The sequence below is a fragment of the Pantoea sp. S62 genome, from assembly GCF_016658625.1.
Taxonomy (GTDB): Bacteria; Pseudomonadota; Gammaproteobacteria; order Enterobacterales; family Enterobacteriaceae; genus Pantoea; species Pantoea vagans.
In genome coordinates this window covers 1-17,552 of record NZ_JACVVI010000027.1, presented here as the reverse complement: position 1 = coordinate 17,552, position 17,552 = coordinate 1, and the positions used below count along the sequence as shown (strand labels likewise).

The following is a 17,552-nucleotide window of genomic DNA, read 5'->3' as shown; positions in this document are numbered from 1 at the left end:
AAGCGCAGGGTTTAAAGCGCTCGCAATTGTACTGGTTACGGGGCGTTCAATTTCGGTTGGACGCCCCCTGAGTCTCACTCCGACGGGAGCTAATCCGTGAAAGACTTACTTAAGTTTCTGAAAGCGCAAACTAAGACCGAAGAGTTTGATGCGATCAAAATTGCGCTGGCTTCGCCAGACATGATCCGTTCCTGGTCTTTTGGTGAAGTGAAAAAGCCAGAAACCATTAACTACCGTACTTTTAAGCCAGAGCGCGATGGTCTGTTCTGTGCCCGTATCTTCGGGCCGGTAAAAGACTATGAGTGCCTGTGCGGCAAGTATAAGCGCCTCAAACACCGTGGTGTGATTTGTGAGAAGTGCGGCGTTGAAGTGACCCAGACTAAAGTACGCCGTGAGCGTATGGGCCACATTGAACTGGCGTCGCCGACTGCGCACATCTGGTTCCTGAAGTCACTGCCATCGCGTATCGGCTTACTGCTGGATATGCCACTGCGTGACATCGAGCGCGTGCTCTACTTTGAATCTTACGTGGTAATCGAAGGTGGCATGACCAACCTCGAGAAGCGTCAGATCCTGACTGAAGAGCAGTACCTTGACGCTCTGGAAGAGTTCGGTGACGAGTTCGACGCCAAAATGGGCGCCGAAGCGATCCAGGCCCTGTTGAAAAACATGGATCTGGAGCAGGAGTGCGAGCAGCTGCGTGAAGAGCTGAACGAAACTAACTCCGAAACCAAACGTAAAAAACTGACCAAGCGCATCAAGCTGCTGGAAGCGTTCGTCCAGTCTGGCAACAAGCCAGAGTGGATGATCCTGACCGTGCTGCCTGTTCTGCCACCGGATCTGCGTCCGCTGGTACCGCTGGATGGTGGTCGTTTCGCTACGTCGGATCTGAACGATCTGTATCGTCGCGTGATCAACCGTAACAACCGTCTGAAGCGCCTGCTGGATCTGGCTGCGCCAGACATCATCGTGCGCAACGAAAAGCGTATGTTGCAGGAAGCGGTCGATGCACTGCTGGACAACGGTCGTCGCGGTCGTGCGATCACCGGTTCTAACAAGCGTCCGCTGAAATCGCTGGCTGACATGATCAAAGGTAAGCAGGGTCGTTTCCGTCAGAACCTGCTGGGTAAACGTGTCGACTATTCTGGTCGTTCGGTTATCACCGTTGGTCCATACCTGCGTCTGCATCAGTGCGGTCTGCCGAAGAAAATGGCACTCGAACTGTTCAAACCGTTTATTTACGGCAAGCTTGAACTGCGTGGCCTGGCCACCACCATCAAAGCCGCGAAGAAAATGGTTGAGCGCGAAGAAGCGGTTGTCTGGGATATCCTCGACGAAGTGATCCGTGAGCACCCGGTTCTGCTGAACCGTGCGCCTACGCTGCACCGTCTGGGTATTCAGGCCTTTGAACCGGTTCTGATCGAAGGTAAAGCGATCCAGCTGCACCCGCTGGTTTGTGCGGCTTATAACGCCGACTTCGATGGTGACCAGATGGCTGTTCACGTACCGCTGACGCTGGAAGCCCAGCTGGAAGCGCGTGCGCTGATGATGTCGACCAACAACATCCTGTCACCTGCGAACGGCGAGCCAATCATCGTTCCTTCTCAGGACGTTGTACTGGGTCTGTATTACATGACCCGTGACTGTGTTAACGCCAAAGGCGAAGGCATGGTGCTGACTGGCCCGAAAGAAGCTGAGCGTATTTATCGCGCCGGCCTCGCCTCTCTGCATGCTCGCGTTAAGGTGCGTATCACCGAACACGAGAAGAATGAGCAGGATGAGTGGGTTGCTAAAACCAGCATCATCGATACCACGATTGGCCGTGCCATCCTGTGGATGATCGTGCCAAAAGGTCTGCCTTTCTCCATCGTTAACCAGGCGCTGGGCAAAAAAGCTATCTCCAAAATGCTGAACACCTGTTACCGCATTCTGGGCCTGAAGCCGACCGTTATCTTTGCTGACCAGACCATGTACACCGGTTTCGCTTATGCTGCCCGTTCAGGCGCGTCAGTCGGCATCGACGACATGGTTATTCCAGAGAAGAAAGTGGAAATCATCACTGAAGCGGAAGCGGAAGTGGCTGAGATCCAGGAGCAGTTCCAGTCTGGTCTGGTAACCGCAGGCGAACGTTATAACAAAGTCATCGATATCTGGGCTGCAGCCAACGAACGTGTTGCCAAGGCGATGATGGAAAACCTCTCTACCGAAGTCGTCATTAACCGTGACGGCGAAGAAGAGCGCCAGGTTTCCTTCAACAGCATCTTTATGATGGCTGACTCAGGTGCGCGTGGTTCTGCTGCACAGATTCGTCAGCTGGCCGGTATGCGTGGTCTGATGGCGAAGCCAGATGGCTCCATCATCGAAACACCAATCACGGCGAACTTCCGTGAAGGGTTGAACGTACTCCAGTACTTCATCTCAACCCACGGTGCACGTAAAGGTCTTGCGGATACCGCACTGAAAACAGCGAACTCCGGTTATCTGACGCGTCGTCTGGTTGACGTTGCCCAGGATCTGGTGGTTACCGAAGATGACTGTGGTACACACGAAGGCATCATGATGACGCCTGTCATCGAAGGTGGCGACGTTAAAGAGCCACTGCGTGAACGTGTACTGGGTCGTGTGACTGCTGAAGACGTTCTGAAGCCGGGTACTGCTGATATTCTGGTCCCACGCAACACGCTGCTCGATGAGCACTGGTGTGACGTGCTGGAACTGAACTCAGTCGACAGCCTGAAAGTCCGCTCGGTAGTAGGTTGTGAAACCGACTTTGGTGTGTGTGCGCATTGCTACGGTCGCGACCTGGCACGTGGTCACATCATCAACAAAGGTGAAGCGATCGGTGTTATCGCGGCACAGTCCATCGGTGAGCCAGGTACACAGCTGACGATGCGTACGTTCCACATCGGTGGTGCGGCATCACGTGCGGCTGCTGAATCCAGCATTCAGGTGAAGAACAAAGGTACCATCAAGCTGACCAACGCCAAGTCGGTAACGAACTCGGCAGGCAAGCTGGTGATCACCTCGCGTAACGTTGAACTGAAAATGATCGACGAATTTGGTCGTACCAAAGAGAGCTATAAAGTTCCTTACGGTTCTACCATGGCGAAAGGTGATGGTGAGCAGGTTGCAGCGGGCGAAACCGTCGCAAACTGGGATCCGCATACCATGCCAGTCATCACCGAAGTGGGCGGTTTCATTCGCTTCACGGATATGGTTGATGGCCAGACGATTACCCGTCAGACAGATGACTTAACCGGTCTGTCTTCGCTGGTGGTTCTGGACAGTGCTGAACGTACTGCAGGCGGTAAAGATCTGCGTCCTGCGCTGAAAATTGTTGATGCCAACGGCAACGACGTTCTGATCCCAGGCACCGATATGCCGGCTCAGTACTTCCTGCCAGGTAAAGCGATTGTTCAGCTGGAAGATGGCGTTAAGATCAGTGCTGGTGACACGTTAGCGCGTGTTCCGCAGGAATCTGGCGGTACCAAGGATATTACCGGTGGTCTGCCACGCGTTGCTGACCTGTTCGAAGCGCGTCGTCCGAAAGAGCCAGCTATTCTGGCGGAGATCAGCGGCATCATCTCCTTCGGTAAAGAGACCAAAGGTAAGCGTCGTCTGGTCATTACTCCGCTGGATGGCAGTGAGCCATACGAAGAGATGATTCCGAAATGGCGTCAGCTGAACGTGTTCGAAGGTGAACGTGTTGAGCGCGGTGACGTGGTTTCCGATGGCCCAGAGTCTCCACATGACATCCTGCGCTTGCGTGGCGTGCATGCGGTGACCCGTTACATCACTAACGAAGTGCAGGAAGTTTACCGTCTGCAGGGCGTTAAGATTAACGATAAGCACATCGAAGTCATCGTTCGTCAGATGCTGCGTAAAGCAACCATCGTGAGCGCAGGAAGTGCAGACTTCCTGGAAGGTGAGCAGGCTGAATTCTCTCGCATCAAGATCTCTAACCGTGATCTGGAAGCGAACGGAAAAGTCGGCGCAACCTTCATGCGTGACCTGCTGGGTATTACCAAAGCGTCACTGGCTACCGAATCGTTCATCTCTGCAGCCTCGTTCCAGGAGACCACACGTGTCCTGACCGAAGCAGCAGTAGCAGGCAAGCGTGACGAACTGCGCGGCCTGAAAGAGAACGTGATCGTGGGTCGTCTGATCCCGGCCGGTACCGGTTATGCGTACCATCAGGATCGTATGCGCCGCAAAGCGGCAGGTGAAGTTCCGGTTGCACCGCAGGTGACTGCGGATGAAGCCTCAGCCAGCCTGGCTGAACTGTTGAACGCCGGTCTCGGCGGCAACAAAGACGATTAATCGTCCTTTGCCTGATAAAAACCCTGCCTCGGCAGGGTTTTTTTTTGTCTCAGATTCAGCCATTCCAGTCACTGCGGCTGATACCAATATCTTTCAGCTGACTGTCGCTTAACTTCGACAGGATGAGGCGCGTCTCACGCCGCAGTTGCCAGCGTTTGTAACTGCGCCACAGATAACGAACCAGGTGGTAAGGCGTGCCTGTAAACGGTTTAGCTGCGCGATTCTCGTCATATCCCATGATAGTGCCCTCAGTGAAGTGTCTGAGGACCATTTTCAGTGGATTGCTCTGTATGATACAGACGCAAAAATCACTTTTATTTAACATACAGATTGCCGTCATGACGATCTGAATGGTAAAAAAGAGACGGAACTGTACTGGTTACGGCTCAGCATCTGAGCCTGTGGAGATACAATGACCCGCTATGAACATCTGGCTACGCTGCTGGCTCAGCGTATCGAACAAGGCTTATATCGCAGCGGTGAGCGCCTGCCTTCAGTACGCAGTCTGAGTACGGAGCATGGCGTCAGTATCAGTACCGTGCAGCAGGCTTATCATCTGCTGGAAGAGAAGCAGATGATTACACCGCAGTCGCGCTCCGGCTATTTTGTGGCGTCACGCAAAGCAACGCCGCCGATCCCTGCGCTGACCCGTCCCGCCCAGCGGCCGGTTGAGGTGACACAGTGGGATGCGGTGCTGGAACTGATTAACGGCCGTCTGGAAGATGATGTGTTGCAGCTGGGCAGTGGCATGCCCGATTTGACCCAGCCGACGCTTAAGCCGCTGTGGAAAGCTTTCAGCCGCCAGGCGCAGAAGCAGGACATGGCGCTGCTGAATTATGACAACCTTTATGGTGTGCTCGCGCTGCGGCAACAGGTTGCACGGCTGGCGATAGACAGCGGCTGTCAGCTCACGGCCGATGACATCGTCATTACGACCGGCTGCCACGAAGCGTTATCGGTCGCCGTTCGGGCAGTCTGCGAGCCGGGGGATATCATTGCCGTTGAATCACCGTCGTTTCACGGCATTATGCAAACCCTGCGCGGCTTTGGTATTCGTGCAATCGAGATCCCGACCGATGCAGTCACCGGCATCAGTCTGGAAGCGCTGGAACTGGCCTTTGATCAATGGCCGATCAAAGCGGTGGTCGTGGTGCCGAACTGCAATAATCCGCTGGGATTCATCATGCCCGAACAGCGTAAGCGGGCATTGCTGGCGCTGGCGCAGCGGTTTGATGCCGCCGTGATTGAAGATGATGTTTATGGTGAGTTAGCCTGGGAATACCCGCGCCCCTCCACAATTAAAGCGCTGGATCTCGATGGCCGGGTTCTGCTGTGCAGCTCCTTTTCCAAAACGCTGGCGCCAGGTCTGCGCGTCGGCTGGGTTGCACCTGGTCGTTATCGCGATCGCGTGCTGCACATGAAATATATTGTCACAGGCTCAACCGCGACGCAGCCTCAGCATGCGGTCTCTGAGTTTATCCGCCAGGGACATTATCAGCCCCATCTGCGCCGGATGCGGCAAATCTATCATCGTAACTATGAAACCTTTAGCTGCTGGGTACGCCACTACTTTCCCTGCGGTATCTGCGTTTCCCGTCCTCAGGGCGGCTTTCTGATGTGGATTGAACTCCCCGAAGCGTTTGATGCGGTCCGGCTTAACCGGGAACTGCGCGAGTCAAAAATTCAGATTGCTGTAGGCTCACTGTTTTCAGCGTCGGGTAAATATCGTAACTGTCTGCGCTTAAACTACGGGCTGCCGATCAACGAGCAGACTGAACAGGCGCTGGCGCTGGTGGGTGCGGCCGTCGAACGTGCCATGCTCTCGTGCCAGCATGAGACGCAGACTTCCACCTCGACGCCCGCATAGCGAAAAGAAGAAGCAGGGCCGGCAAGAGGAGGGAACCGGCCCTGGTCAGATAACCTTAACCTGACGGATGCCACGTTAAGGTTTTGGATCACAGCACGCCAGCGGCAACATTCCACTTTGCGCGCTGCTTTCCCGGAAGAACGCTGGCGTTACCGATTTTGCAGCCAATATGCGCGGCAGGTTCCATAAATGCTTAATCGCCTGGTCCTGCCAGCGCCAGAAGCGTGCGCGTTGCGGCACGCCAGTCATCTGCCTGAGTAATCGCACTCACCACCGCAATGCTGCCGACGCCGGTGGCCAGCACCTCAGGTGCCCGTGCAATCGAGATACCGCCAATCGCCACGGTGGGAATATGCGACAGACGTGTCAGGTGTTGATTCAGCTGTGCAATGCCCTGCGGTGCAGAAGGCATCTCTTTGGTCTGCGTCGGGAAAATATGCCCAAGTGCGATGTAAGAGGGCTGGATTGCCAGAGCGCGATCCAGTTCCGCATCGTCGTGGGTAGAGAGTCCCAGTCGTAACCCGGCCTGATGAATGCGGGCAAGATCGGCGACATCCAGATCCTCCTGACCCAGATGTACGCCATAAGCATGATGTTTAATCGCCAGCTGCCAGTAATCATTGATAAACAGACGCGCGTCGTAGCGTTTGCCCAACGCAATTGCCTGAGCAATGGCGGGCTCGGCGGCCTCATCAGGCTGATCTTTGATACGCAGCTGCAGCGTGCGAACGCCCATCTCCAGCAGGCGTTCGAGCCACTCGGGGCTATCAACCACCGGATAAAGTCCCAGACGCGGGGCGGTAGCGGGAAATGCAGGCATCCTTACTCCTCCTTAATGGCATCGGCAGGGTGATAGAGCTCACTGCCGCGGCTGCGGAAACGATCTGACATCTGCGCCATGCCAACTTCAACCGGCTCGGCACGGGCATCCTGGCGTGCCGCAAACTCGCGCACCTCCTGGGAAATTTTCATTGAGCAGAATTTGGGGCCGCACATTGAGCAGAAATGGGCCACCTTGCCCGACTCCTGCGGCAGGGTTTCATCATGCATCGCCCTTGCCGTATGGGGATCCAGCGCCAGGTTAAACTGATCTTCCCAGCGGAATTCAAAGCGCGCTTTGGACATGGCGTTATCACGGATCTGCGCACCGGGGTGGCCTTTCGCCAGATCGGCAGCATGCGCCGCGATTTTGTAGGTGATCAATCCCTGCTTCACGTCCTCTTTGTTCGGCAGACCCAGATGCTCTTTGGGCGTGACGTAGCACAGCATGGCGCAACCAAACCAGCCAATCATGGCGGCACCGATACCCGAGGTGAAGTGGTCGTAGCCGGGCGCGATGTCAGTGGTCAGCGGGCCAAGCGTGTAGAAGGGGGCTTCATCGCACAGGTCGAGCTGTTCGGTCATATTACGGCGGATCATATGCATCGGCACATGTCCCGGACCTTCAATCATCACCTGAACGTCATACTCCCAGGCAATACGCGTCAGTTCACCCAGGGTTCGCAGTTCGGCAAACTGCGCCTCATCGTTGGCATCCTGAATCGAACCCGGACGCAGACCATCGCCCAGCGACAGGGAGACATCGTAAGCGGCGCAGATTTCACAGATCTCCCGGAAGTGCTCATACAGGAAGCTCTCCTGATGATGCGACAGGCACCATTTGGCCATGATCGATCCCCCCCGCGACACGATCCCGGTGAGACGTTTCGCCGTCATCGGGACATAACGCAGCAGCACGCCCGCGTGGATAGTGAAGTAATCGACGCCCTGTTCCGCCTGCTCCAGCAGCGTGTCCCGGAATATTTCCCAGTTCAGCGCCTCAGCCACGCCATTCACTTTTTCCAGCGCCTGATAAATCGGCACGGTACCGATGGGCACCGGGCTGTTTCGCAAAATCCATTCTCGCGTTTCATGAATATAGCGACCGGTAGAGAGATCCATCACCGTATCGGCACCCCAGCGGGTCGACCAGACCAGTTTTTCCACTTCTTCCTCGATAGAAGAGGTGACTGCCGAGTTACCGATATTGGCGTTGACCTTAACCAGGAAGTTACGGCCAATGATCATCGGCTCCGATTCCGGGTGATTGATATTGGCAGGGATGATGGCGCGTCCGGCTGCGACCTCCTGACGGACAAACTCGGGGGTAATGTCGGCGGGCAGATGTGCGCCAAAGCTGTGCCCCGGATGCTGTTGCAGCAGTACCTCACTGCGTATTCGCTCACGGCCCATTTTTTCCCGCAAGGCGATGAACTCCATCTCCGGGGTAATCGTGCCCTGACGGGCATAGTGCAGTTGCGTGACACGGCGGCCTGCACGGGCGCGGCGCGGTGTCGGCAGGTGATCGAAGCGCAGATGATCCAGCCCCTCGTCAGCCAGCCGCTGCTGGGTATAGCCCGAGCTGTTCTGTTCGAGAAGCTCACTGTCGTCGCGCTCAGCAATCCAGCGAGCGCGCAGCTTTTCCAGACCACGATGCACATCGATCTGCGCCGCGGGATCACCATAAGCACCCGCCGTGTCATAGACCGGCACCGCTTCATTTTGCTCATAGAGAGGCTGTTCTTTGGTGCCGCCGATGTGAGTCGGGCTTAGGGTGATTTCACGCATCGGCACGCGAATATCTTCCCGGCTGCCGGTAATCCAGATGCGACGGGACTGGGGAAAAGCACTGCCGCTTTGCAGGGAATCGATAAATTCCTGCGCCTGGGCACGTTGTTCACGACGGGTCATTTTTGGGTCAGACATAGCAATCTTCCTGTTAAGGGGGAACGATGCTTGTCCGGAGTTCGGAAGGAGTAACCGTATAGACAGCACAGGCATGCTGGCATACAGAGAATTTTTACTCTTGTTCCCTACGCAGGTTCCAACCTGGTCAGGTTCCGCGGATCCCGAATTAACGGTCTCAGCCCAACTGGGCACTCCGACAAGAAGCAGTTTTTACGCGGGTGTCTGATAACAAACCCGGGCGTAAAAACCTTACATTTCAACGCTAAAATAACAAAGGTTCTCTGGAGAGTACTCCTCAGAACCTGTTCAGCATAAAAGGGCTACGGGATAATCTCAAGCCCTTTGCCCTTGTTAACCATCAAGCCGGACGCGCGATATGGCTGTCATTCGCCACTGGCGGCGTAGCAAGCTGGTTATCCCAGGCCAGCTGGATCAGCTTATCTTCCAGCGTAAAGCGTGATTCCAGCACTTCGCCCACTTCGGAGAGTGCCTGCTGGAAGGTCATGCAGTTTTCATCGTCAATCGCCTGCTGCAGGTGACCGTCATACAGCTGCATCAGACGCTCAGTATTCGCTTCCAGCGGAGGATAGATCTGCGCGGCAGCGATCATCGGGCTGTCGCCACTCATTTCGCTGATTACGCGCTCATAGATACTGAAGTGACCGGCAGAAAGATAGTCGACCAGGCCGTGACAGAAGTTGTCGAGTGCCTGCTCGTCAAGACGCGTCAGCGCCTCTTTTTTAGGTTTAAGACCGACCAGGTGATAATAGGTCACCAGTAGCTGGCGGCGTGCTTCAAGCCACGAATCGACCAGTTCATTACTGCCACCTACGCGTTCAGCCAGGACGTCTAACTGGTTAAGCATATCTAACTCCATGTGAGTTATAGTTGTTTATCTACACACTTAACATCAGGGCTTCAGCGTGCGGGTTGACGCTAAGGATGACGAAATAAATGCAATGCGAAATCTCAAGCGTAGACGCTGGATGGTGGATTGTCAGCCATGAACAGAAACTTTGGTTGCCACAAGGTGATTTACCCCACGGAAACGCCGAAAAATTTGGTTTAACCGGCAGTAAGGCCCGGACCATTGGTGAATGGCAGGGCGAAAAAGTCTGGCTGATTTGTGAGCCGCGTTCTTCCGATATGTTCTCCGTGCGACAGCTGATCGATCAGGATGTGGAGCTGTTTCAGCTGGTGGGTCGCGGTGTACAGCTGGCGGAATTCTACCGTTCTCATCGCTGGTGCGGCTATTGCGGCCATGAGATGCACCACAGCAAACATGAATTTGCCTGTCTCTGCAGCCATTGCCGTGAGCGTTACTATCCGCAGATCGCGCCCTGCATCATTGTGGCTATCCGTCGTGGCGATGAAATCCTGCTGGCGAATCATGCCCGCCATCGCAACAAGGTCTACACCGTGCTGGCCGGTTTTGTGGAGGTCGGCGAGACGCTGGAGCAGGCCGTTGCCCGGGAAGTGATGGAAGAGAGCAATATCCGCGTCAAAAACGTCCGTTACGTGACCTCCCAGCCGTGGCCCTTCCCGCAATCGCTAATGACCGCTTTTATGGCGGAGTATGACAGTGGCGATCTGCAACACGACGGTAAAGAGCTGCTGGATGCCGCCTGGTTCCGTTTTGATGCGCTGCCTTTGCTGCCACCGCCAGGCACCGTGGCACGCCGCCTGATTGAAGATACCGTCGCCCTGTGCCGCGCCGAAGCGTGAAAGTGCTACACTACACGCCTGTTATTGAGAGAGTGTTGAGATGAGTGAACTGAAGAACGATCGTTATTTGCGTGCCCTGTTACGTCAGCCGGTCGATGTCACGCCGGTATGGATGATGCGACAAGCCGGGCGCTATTTGCCGGAGTACAAAGCGACACGCGCCCAGGCGGGTGACTTTATGTCGCTGTGTAAAAACGCCGAGCTGGCCTGTGAAGTGACCCTGCAGCCGCTGCGCCGTTATCCGCTGGATGCCGCCATCCTCTTCAGTGACATCCTGACCATTCCGGATGCGATGGGACTGGGTCTCTACTTTGAAACCGGCGAAGGCCCGCGTTTCTCTAACCCTGTCACCTGTCGCGCCGACGTTGAGCGTTTGCCGGTGCCCGATCCTGAAATGGAGCTGGGCTATGTAATGAATGCAGTCCGCACTATCCGTAAAAACCTGAATGGCGATCTGCCGCTGATTGGCTTCTCCGGCAGCCCGTGGACGCTGGCCACCTACATGGTGGAAGGCGGCAGCAGCAAGGCGTTTACCAAAATTAAGAAGATGATGTATGCCGATCCGGCGACGCTGCACGCGATGCTGGATAAGCTGGCCGACAGCGTCATCCTCTATCTCAACGCTCAGATCCGCGCCGGTGCGCAGTCCGTCATGGTCTTTGATACCTGGGGCGGCGTGCTGACCGGTCGTGACTATCGCGAATTCTCCCTGCACTACATGCACAAGATTGTCGATGGCCTGCTGCGTGAAAACGACGGCCGCCGCGTGCCGGTGACGCTCTTTACCAAAGGCGGCGGACAGTGGCTGGAAGCGATGGCAGCCACCGGTTGTGATGCGCTGGGTCTCGACTGGACCACCGATATTGATGATGCGCGCCGTCGCGTAGGCGACAAAGTTGCGCTGCAGGGCAACATGGATCCCTCTATGCTCTATGCGGCACCTGAACGTATCGAACAGGAGGTGGCCGGTATTCTGGAGCGTTTTGGCTCAGGCACTGGTCACGTCTTTAATCTGGGGCATGGCATTCATCAGGATGTTCCGCCCGAAAATGCCGGTGTTTTTGTTGACGCTGTGCATCGTTTATCACGTCCCTGGCATCAGGAGTAATCATGGACATTGCCGCACTTCGCGCTGAGCAGTTACAACGCGCCGCTGACGTGGTGCGTGAAGATGACTTTGACGTGCTGCCTCCCCGCTTTATTGGCGGGGCAGACGTTGGATTTGAGCAGGACGGCACCATCACGCGGGCGGCGATGGTGATACTGGAATATCCTTCGTTAACGCTGGTGGAGCATCGCATCGCGCGCGTTGAGACCACCATGCCCTATATTCCGGGCTTTCTCTCCTTCCGTGAATATCCGGCTCTGATGGCTGCCTGGCAGATGCTGGAGCAAAAGCCTGATCTGCTGTTTGTGGATGGGCACGGTATTTCGCATCCAAGACGACTGGGCGTCGCATCGCATTTTGGCCTGCTGGTCGATGTCCCCACGATTGGCGTTGCGAAAAGTCGTCTCTGCGGACGTTTTGACGATCTGGATGCGCAGCCTGGCAGCCGTCAGCCGCTGATCGACAAAGGTGAGCAGATAGGTTGGGTATGGCGCAGCAAGCTGCGTTGTAATCCGCTGTTTGTCGCCACCGGTCATCGTGTCAGCCTGGATACGGCGCTGCAGTGGGTCGAAAACTGTACGCGCGGTTACCGGTTGCCGGAACCCACCCGCTGGGCCGATGCGGTTGCCTCTAACCGAACCGCTTTCCAGCGCTGGCAAAACGCGCTTTAACACTGTTTGTGCTGCGGTTTTGCAGTTACACTGCGGCCAGAGAAACGAATAAGAGCCACCTTTATGTTACAGAACCCCGTTCATCTGCGTCTGGCGAAGCTGGAAAGCTGGCAGCACCTGACTTTTATGGCCTGCCTGTGCGAACGCATGTATCCCAACTATCGCGCATTCTGCGAGCAGACTGAATTTGCCGATCCGGCACTCTATCGCCGGATTCTTGATCTGATCTGGGAAAACCTGACGGTTAAAGATGCGAAGATTAACTTCGACAGCCAGCTGGAAAAACTCGAAGCCGCCATTCCTGATGGCGATGCATTTGAGGTTTACGGCGTTTATCCGGCTATCGATGCCTGTGTGGCATTAAGCGAAGTCGTCCATGCGCAGCTGAGCGGCGAAACGCTTGAGCATGCTATTGAAGTCAGCGAGACCTCAATTACCACTGTCGCTATGCTGGAGATGACCCAGGCTGGACGCGAAATGACCGATGAAGAGCTGCGTGAAAATCCGGCTATCATCGATGAGTGGGACCTCCAGTGGGAGATTTTCCGTCTGCTGGCGGAGTGTGAAGAGCGCGACCTTGAATTGATTAAAGGTCTGCGATCTGACCTGCGTGAAGCGGGAATTAGCAACATCGGTATAAATTTCCAGCAGTAAGGCGATAAAACGTGACTTCAGGCCCGAATTAGCGCGCCTGAAGGCTTCACATTGGCCCCCTGTCTGGTCTACATTTGGGGGGCTGAAAATTGTGGCTATCGGTGCGTGCAGGCAGAAGAGTGCCAGAATATGGCTTTTCCCTCGCACTCGTTGCTTAGCAAGCGATAAATACACTTTAAGGATAACTTATGAACAAGACTCAACTGATTGATGTGATCGCAGAAAAAGCTGACCTGTCTAAAACCCAGGCAAAGGCAGCGCTGGAATCTACTCTGGCTGCGATCACTGAGTCTCTGAAAGATGGTGATGCTGTACAACTGGTTGGTTTTGGTACTTTTAAAGTGAACCACCGCGCTGAGCGTACCGGTCGTAACCCGCAGACTGGCAAAGAGATCAAAATCGCTGCAGCAAACGTACCGGCATTCGTGTCTGGTAAAGCGCTGAAAGACGCCGTTAAGTAAGACGTCGCACTGCGGTTAAGCTTTAAAACAGGGGGCGTTTCGCCCCTTTTGTTTTTAAGAGGCCAGCCATCATGACTTCGCTGTTACCGCGTTTATCTGTTCTGTTTCTCTCTCTGTTTCTTTTCGGCTGTAGCTCGACGCCGGATATTCCTCCCTTTTCTGCCAGTGGCTATCTTGCCGATCGTGGTGTTGTGCGAATCTGGCGCAAAAATAGCGATCATCAGTCGGTTCATATTCGCACCCTCTATACGCCGTTCAGTGGCGGGGAAGGTGAAGTGACTGACTATGTCTGGCTGGAAGAGTCATTGATCAGCATTCAGCGACAGGTGAAGGGCAAGCAACCTGACGATGTGACCCTGCGCTTCGACCAGGCCGGTGGTCTCAACTTTATGCAGCGCCAGCTTGCAGGCCGGCGTGAAGCGGTCAGCCCGGATTCGATTGAACTCTATAAGTTTGATGCTCAGCGCATGCGTAACCTCAGCGATGCGCTGTTAAGCGGTCAGGTGTTTCTGAAACAGGGGCACTGGCTGGGAAATAATGTGCTGGAGAGTTGTGAAGGCCAGCAGGCCAGACCCGCTTTTGATGCTGACGATCTGCAGATGCTGATACAGCAGCAGCGTAGCGCATCGGCACCGCTGATGGTGTCATGGCTTGAAGCGCCTGAAGGGATACAGTTGTTGCGGGTCAGCCAGCAGGATGACTGCTCACAGCAGCCGACAGAAGACGATATGTGAATTGAAGAGGGGGCACCATGTGCCCCCTTTGCTTATTTGCGATTAATAGCGCGATAGCCGATATCGCGGCGACAGAAGCTGCCCTGCCATGAGATCGGATTTGTCAGCTCGTAAGCCCGCTTTTGTGCCGCAGCGACATCGTCACCCAGCGCGGTGACGCACAGCACGCGGCCACCGTTCGTCAGTACCCGATCCTCTTCCAGACGTGTTCCGGCGTGGAATACCTTGCCGTCAGCCACTTCTTCCAGTGGCAGCCCATGAATCTGATCGCCCTGAGCATAATCACCCGGATAACCGCCGGCCGCCAGTACCACACCCAGCGCAGGGCGGGGATCCCATTGTGACGCTTTCTGATCCAGCTTGCCGTCGCAGGCAGCCAGGCAAAGATCGACCAGATCCGACTGCAGGCGCAGCATGATCGGCTGCGTTTCCGGATCGCCGAAGCGGCAGTTGAATTCGATCACTTTCGGCTGCCCGGTGTGATCGATCATCAGGCCGGCATAGAGAAAACCGGTGTAGACATTACCTTCAGCGGCCATGCCACGCACGGTCGGCCAGATAACCTGATCCATCACGCGCTGGTGGATCTCATCGGTGACCACCGGTGCCGGCGAGTAAGCGCCCATGCCACCGGTGTTCGGACCGGTATCGCCATCGCCGACACGTTTATGATCCTGGCTGGTGGCCATAGGCAGCACATTCTCGCCGTCCACCATCACGATGAAGCTGGCTTCTTCGCCATCCAGAAACTCTTCAATCACAATACGGTGTCCGGCATCGCCAAAGGCGTTACCGGCCAGCATATCCTGAACCGCATCTTCAGCTTCCTGCAGCGTCATCGCGACAATGACGCCTTTACCTGCGGCCAGGCCGTCGGCTTTGATAACAATGGGCGCGCCTTTCTCACGCAGATACGCAAGAGCAGGCTCAACGTCGGTAAAGTTCTGATACGCTGCGCTGGGGATCTGATGACGCGCCAGGAAATCTTTGGTAAAGGCTTTAGAGCCTTCCAGCTGTGCCGCGGCCTGCGTCGGACCAAAGATAGCCAGCCCCGCTTCACGGAAGGCATCTACGACGCCGATCACCAGCGGCGCTTCCGGTCCGACAATCGTCAGATCGATCTTTTCACGCTGAGCAAACTCAAGCAGAGCAGGGATGTCGGTGGCTCCGATTGCGACATTCTGCAGCGCAGGTTCTAATGCCGTGCCCGCATTACCCGGCGCGACAAATACGGTTTCCGCCAGTGGCGACTGGGCCGCTTTCCAGGCCAGAGCATGTTCACGTCCGCCGTTGCCGATTACTAAAATTTTCATCTGTTACTCTCCGAATCGATTAATGGCGGAAGTGACGCATGTCGGTGAAGATCATCGCAATGTCATGCTCATCTGCTGCCGCAATCACTTCTTCATCGCGGATGGAGCCGCCTGGCTGGATAACGCAGCTCACGCCTGCCGCGGCGGCAGCATCAATACCATCGCGGAACGGGAAGAAGGCATCTGACGCCATGGCTGAGCCTTTCACTTCCAGACCTTCATCGGCTGCTTTAATACCTGCAATTTTTGCGGAGTAGACGCGGCTCATCTGACCCGCACCAATGCCGATAGTCATGTTGTCGCGTGCATACACAATGGCATTGGACTTAACGAACTTCGCGACTTTCCAGCAGAACAGTGCATCGCGCAGTTCCTGCCCGGTTGGCTGGCGCTTGCTGACGACACGCAGCTGGCTGGCTTCCACCATGCCAAGATCGCGATCCTGGACCAGCAGGCCGCCGTTGACGCGTTTGAAATCCAGCGCGGCGGTACGGTTCTGCCACTGGCCGCAGATCAGGACACGGACATTCTGCTTCGCAGCGGTAATTTTCAGCGCGGCTTCGGAAACGGCGGGCGCGATGATCACCTCAACAAACTGGCGGCTGATAATGGCCTGCGCCGTTGCTTCATCCAGCTCGCGGTTAAAGGCAATGATGCCGCCAAACGCGGAAGTGGGGTCGGTCTGGTAAGCACGCTCGTAGGCTGCCAGCAGATCGTCACCGGTTGCGACACCACAAGGGTTGGCATGCTTAACGATGACGCACGCGGGTTCACTGAACTCTTTAACACACTCCAGTGCCGCATCTGTGTCAGCAATATTGTTATAGGAGAGCGCTTTGCCCTGAACCTGCTGCGCGGTCGCTACTGAGGCTTCAGTGATATTCTCTTCTATATAGAAGGCAGCATCCTGATGGCTGTTCTCGCCGTAACGCATATCCTGCTTCTTGATGAAGTTCAGATTCAGGGTACGCGGGAAACGGCCGGCGGGCTGGTTGCGTTCACCGTGATAGGCAGGCACCAGGGTACCGAAGTAGTTAGCGATCATGCTGTCATAGGCGGCGGTGTGTTCGAACGCTTTGATTGCCAGATCGAAACGGGTCTCAAGCGTCAGCGCGTTCTCGTGAGTGTCCATTTCAGCAATGATGGCGTCGTAGTCGCCGCTGCTGACCACAATGGCGACATCTTTATGGTTCTTGGCAGCAGAGCGCACCATGGTCGGGCCACCGATATCGATGTTTTCCACCGCATCTTCCAGTGAACATCCTTCACGGGCGACAGTCTGTGCAAAGGGATAGAGGTTAACGACCACCATGTCGATTGGGCTGATGTCGTGCTGTGCCATGATGGCATCATCCTGGCCGCGACGACCTAAAATGCCGCCATGCACTTTCGGATGCAGGGTTTTGACGCGTCCATCCATCATTTCCGGAAAACCGGTGTAGTCAGAGACTTCAGTGACAGCCAGGCCCGCATCCGCCAGCAGGCGAGCGGTTCCACCTGTGGAGAGCAGTTCGACACCGCGATGGGAGAGCGCCTGAGCAAATTCGAGGATACCGGCTTTGTCAGAGACACTGAGCAATGCGCGGCGTACAGGACGAGGTTGTTGCATGGTGGTTTATCCCTTGGCTTTGTTTCGCGTATATAAGAGCGTTACATCAGGTTTTATCGCGGTTTTCTCTTCTATATAAGAAGAAAAGATCAAAAACCTCAGGTAACGCCCCGATAAGGGGGTCCGGAATATTGCCCGGCATTGTAGCGAAAACGTTTGCGTGATGCTCGCCTAAATTTGATTAGCCCGCTCTGTGTGGATAACATTGTGCGTAACTGCGTATAACAGCGGCTTTTGCTGTGGAATGCAGCGAACGCGCTTTTTTATGCATTTTATGGGTTGCGCCTCTGTGCGAACTCCCTATAATGCGCATCCATCAACACGGAACACCGGCAACGGGAAACGGGCTGAGAGGCACAGGAG

The 17,552-nt window shown here is 55.4% G+C and carries 14 protein-coding genes and 1 riboswitch; of the genes, 8 read left to right on the top strand and 6 right to left on the bottom strand.

Translation table 11 applies throughout. From position 1 onward, the window contains the following. Positions 1–96 precede the first annotated feature (96 nt). Positions 97–4,320 (top strand): DNA-directed RNA polymerase subunit beta', encoded by a 4,224-nt coding sequence (gene rpoC, locus IBT54_RS23800; RefSeq protein ID WP_013359734.1) that lies wholly within the window; start codon positions 97–99, stop codon positions 4,318–4,320. A gap of 55 nt (positions 4,321–4,375) precedes the next feature. On the opposite strand, the gene IBT54_RS23795 is transcribed toward rpoC, so the two are convergent. Then, positions 4,376–4,558, bottom strand: coding sequence for a DUF1127 domain-containing protein (locus tag IBT54_RS23795; RefSeq protein WP_033734941.1), 183 nt, complete (start codon positions 4,556–4,558; stop codon positions 4,376–4,378). 174 nt (positions 4,559–4,732) lie between these two features. On the opposite strand from IBT54_RS23795, the gene IBT54_RS23790 reads away from it, so the two are divergent. Further along, positions 4,733–6,187 carry a PLP-dependent aminotransferase family protein gene (locus tag IBT54_RS23790; protein WP_107319232.1) on the top strand — a complete coding sequence of 485 codons (1,455 nt, stop codon included), beginning with the start codon at positions 4,733–4,735 and terminating at the stop codon, positions 6,185–6,187. A gap of 193 nt (positions 6,188–6,380) precedes the next feature. Here IBT54_RS23790 and thiE read toward each other — a convergent pair whose 3' ends face one another. The 3 genes from thiE to IBT54_RS23775 form a co-directional block, all read right to left on the bottom strand. Then, the gene (thiE, locus tag IBT54_RS23785; RefSeq protein WP_147790105.1) at positions 6,381–7,007 is read right to left on the bottom strand and encodes a thiamine phosphate synthase; all 627 of its coding nucleotides are present in this window, start codon (positions 7,005–7,007) and stop codon (positions 6,381–6,383) included. Positions 7,008–7,009: 2 nt separating this feature from the next. Further along, positions 7,010–8,932, bottom strand: coding sequence for a phosphomethylpyrimidine synthase ThiC (thiC, locus tag IBT54_RS23780; protein WP_304622277.1), 1,923 nt, complete (start codon positions 8,930–8,932; stop codon positions 7,010–7,012). Positions 8,933–9,019: 87 nt separating this feature from the next. Further along, positions 9,020–9,120: riboswitch (TPP riboswitch) on the bottom strand. Positions 9,121–9,272: 152 nt separating this feature from the next. After that, positions 9,273–9,779, bottom strand: coding sequence for an Rsd/AlgQ family anti-sigma factor (locus IBT54_RS23775; RefSeq protein WP_013359740.1), 507 nt, complete (start codon positions 9,777–9,779; stop codon positions 9,273–9,275). Between the two features lie 89 nt (positions 9,780–9,868). Here IBT54_RS23775 and nudC point away from each other — a divergent pair, with 89 nt between their 5' ends. The 6 genes from nudC to IBT54_RS23745 all read left to right on the top strand — a co-directional run bounded on the left by nudC (position 9,869) and on the right by IBT54_RS23745 (position 14,267). Further along, positions 9,869–10,639, top strand: coding sequence for an NAD(+) diphosphatase (nudC, locus tag IBT54_RS23770; protein WP_013359741.1), 771 nt, complete (start codon positions 9,869–9,871; stop codon positions 10,637–10,639). Between the two features lie 40 nt (positions 10,640–10,679). Further along, the gene (hemE, locus tag IBT54_RS23765) at positions 10,680–11,747 is read left to right on the top strand and encodes a uroporphyrinogen decarboxylase (RefSeq protein ID WP_013359742.1); all 1,068 of its coding nucleotides are present in this window, start codon (positions 10,680–10,682) and stop codon (positions 11,745–11,747) included. A 2-nt stretch (positions 11,748–11,749) separates the two neighbouring features. Then, positions 11,750–12,418, top strand: a complete 669-nt coding sequence (gene nfi / locus IBT54_RS23760; protein WP_013359743.1) for a deoxyribonuclease V — start codon at positions 11,750–11,752, stop codon at positions 12,416–12,418. A 63-nt stretch (positions 12,419–12,481) separates the two neighbouring features. Beyond that, entirely contained in the window at positions 12,482–13,072 is a 591-nt protein-coding gene (locus IBT54_RS23755; protein WP_013359744.1) for a YjaG family protein, read from the top strand. 188 nt (positions 13,073–13,260) lie between these two features. Beyond that, a complete protein-coding gene (gene hupA / locus IBT54_RS23750; RefSeq protein WP_003850136.1) occupies positions 13,261–13,533 on the top strand; it encodes a nucleoid-associated protein HU-alpha in 273 nt (90 codons plus the stop codon). Between the two features lie 71 nt (positions 13,534–13,604). Next, positions 13,605–14,267: a DUF1481 domain-containing protein gene (locus tag IBT54_RS23745; protein WP_147790103.1), complete on the top strand. Its 663-nt coding sequence runs from the start codon at positions 13,605–13,607 to the stop codon at positions 14,265–14,267. Positions 14,268–14,299: 32 nt separating this feature from the next. On the opposite strand, the gene purD is transcribed toward IBT54_RS23745, so the two are convergent. Further along, a complete protein-coding gene (gene purD / locus IBT54_RS23740) occupies positions 14,300–15,580 on the bottom strand; it encodes a phosphoribosylamine--glycine ligase (protein WP_201253213.1) in 1,281 nt (426 codons plus the stop codon). Between the two features lie 19 nt (positions 15,581–15,599). After that, a complete protein-coding gene (purH, locus tag IBT54_RS23735) occupies positions 15,600–17,189 on the bottom strand; it encodes a bifunctional phosphoribosylaminoimidazolecarboxamide formyltransferase/IMP cyclohydrolase (RefSeq protein WP_201253212.1) in 1,590 nt (529 codons plus the stop codon). Between the last annotated feature and the right edge of the window lie 363 nt (positions 17,190–17,552).

What these genes read in the sequence shown, in the direction of transcription:
- IBT54_RS23795 (WP_033734941.1), bottom strand. Translation starts at nt 4,558, where the DNA reads ATGGGATATGACGAGAATCGCGCAGCTAAACCGTTTACAGGCACGCCT.
- IBT54_RS23790 (WP_107319232.1), top strand. Translation starts at nt 4,733, where the DNA reads ATGACCCGCTATGAACATCTGGCTACGCTGCTGGCTCAGCGTATCGAA.
- thiE (WP_147790105.1), bottom strand. Translation starts at nt 7,007, where the DNA reads ATGCCTGCATTTCCCGCTACCGCCCCGCGTCTGGGACTTTATCCGGTG.
- thiC (WP_304622277.1), bottom strand. Translation starts at nt 8,932, where the DNA reads ATGTCTGACCCAAAAATGACCCGTCGTGAACAACGTGCCCAGGCGCAG.
- IBT54_RS23775 (WP_013359740.1), bottom strand. Translation starts at nt 9,779, where the DNA reads ATGCTTAACCAGTTAGACGTCCTGGCTGAACGCGTAGGTGGCAGTAAT.
- nudC (WP_013359741.1), top strand. Translation starts at nt 9,869, where the DNA reads ATGCAATGCGAAATCTCAAGCGTAGACGCTGGATGGTGGATTGTCAGC.
- hemE (WP_013359742.1), top strand. Translation starts at nt 10,680, where the DNA reads ATGAGTGAACTGAAGAACGATCGTTATTTGCGTGCCCTGTTACGTCAG.
- nfi (WP_013359743.1), top strand. Translation starts at nt 11,750, where the DNA reads ATGGACATTGCCGCACTTCGCGCTGAGCAGTTACAACGCGCCGCTGAC.
- IBT54_RS23755 (WP_013359744.1), top strand. Translation starts at nt 12,482, where the DNA reads ATGTTACAGAACCCCGTTCATCTGCGTCTGGCGAAGCTGGAAAGCTGG.
- hupA (WP_003850136.1), top strand. Translation starts at nt 13,261, where the DNA reads ATGAACAAGACTCAACTGATTGATGTGATCGCAGAAAAAGCTGACCTG.
- IBT54_RS23745 (WP_147790103.1), top strand. Translation starts at nt 13,605, where the DNA reads ATGACTTCGCTGTTACCGCGTTTATCTGTTCTGTTTCTCTCTCTGTTT.
- purD (WP_201253213.1), bottom strand. Translation starts at nt 15,580, where the DNA reads ATGAAAATTTTAGTAATCGGCAACGGCGGACGTGAACATGCTCTGGCC.
- purH (WP_201253212.1), bottom strand. Translation starts at nt 17,189, where the DNA reads ATGCAACAACCTCGTCCTGTACGCCGCGCATTGCTCAGTGTCTCTGAC.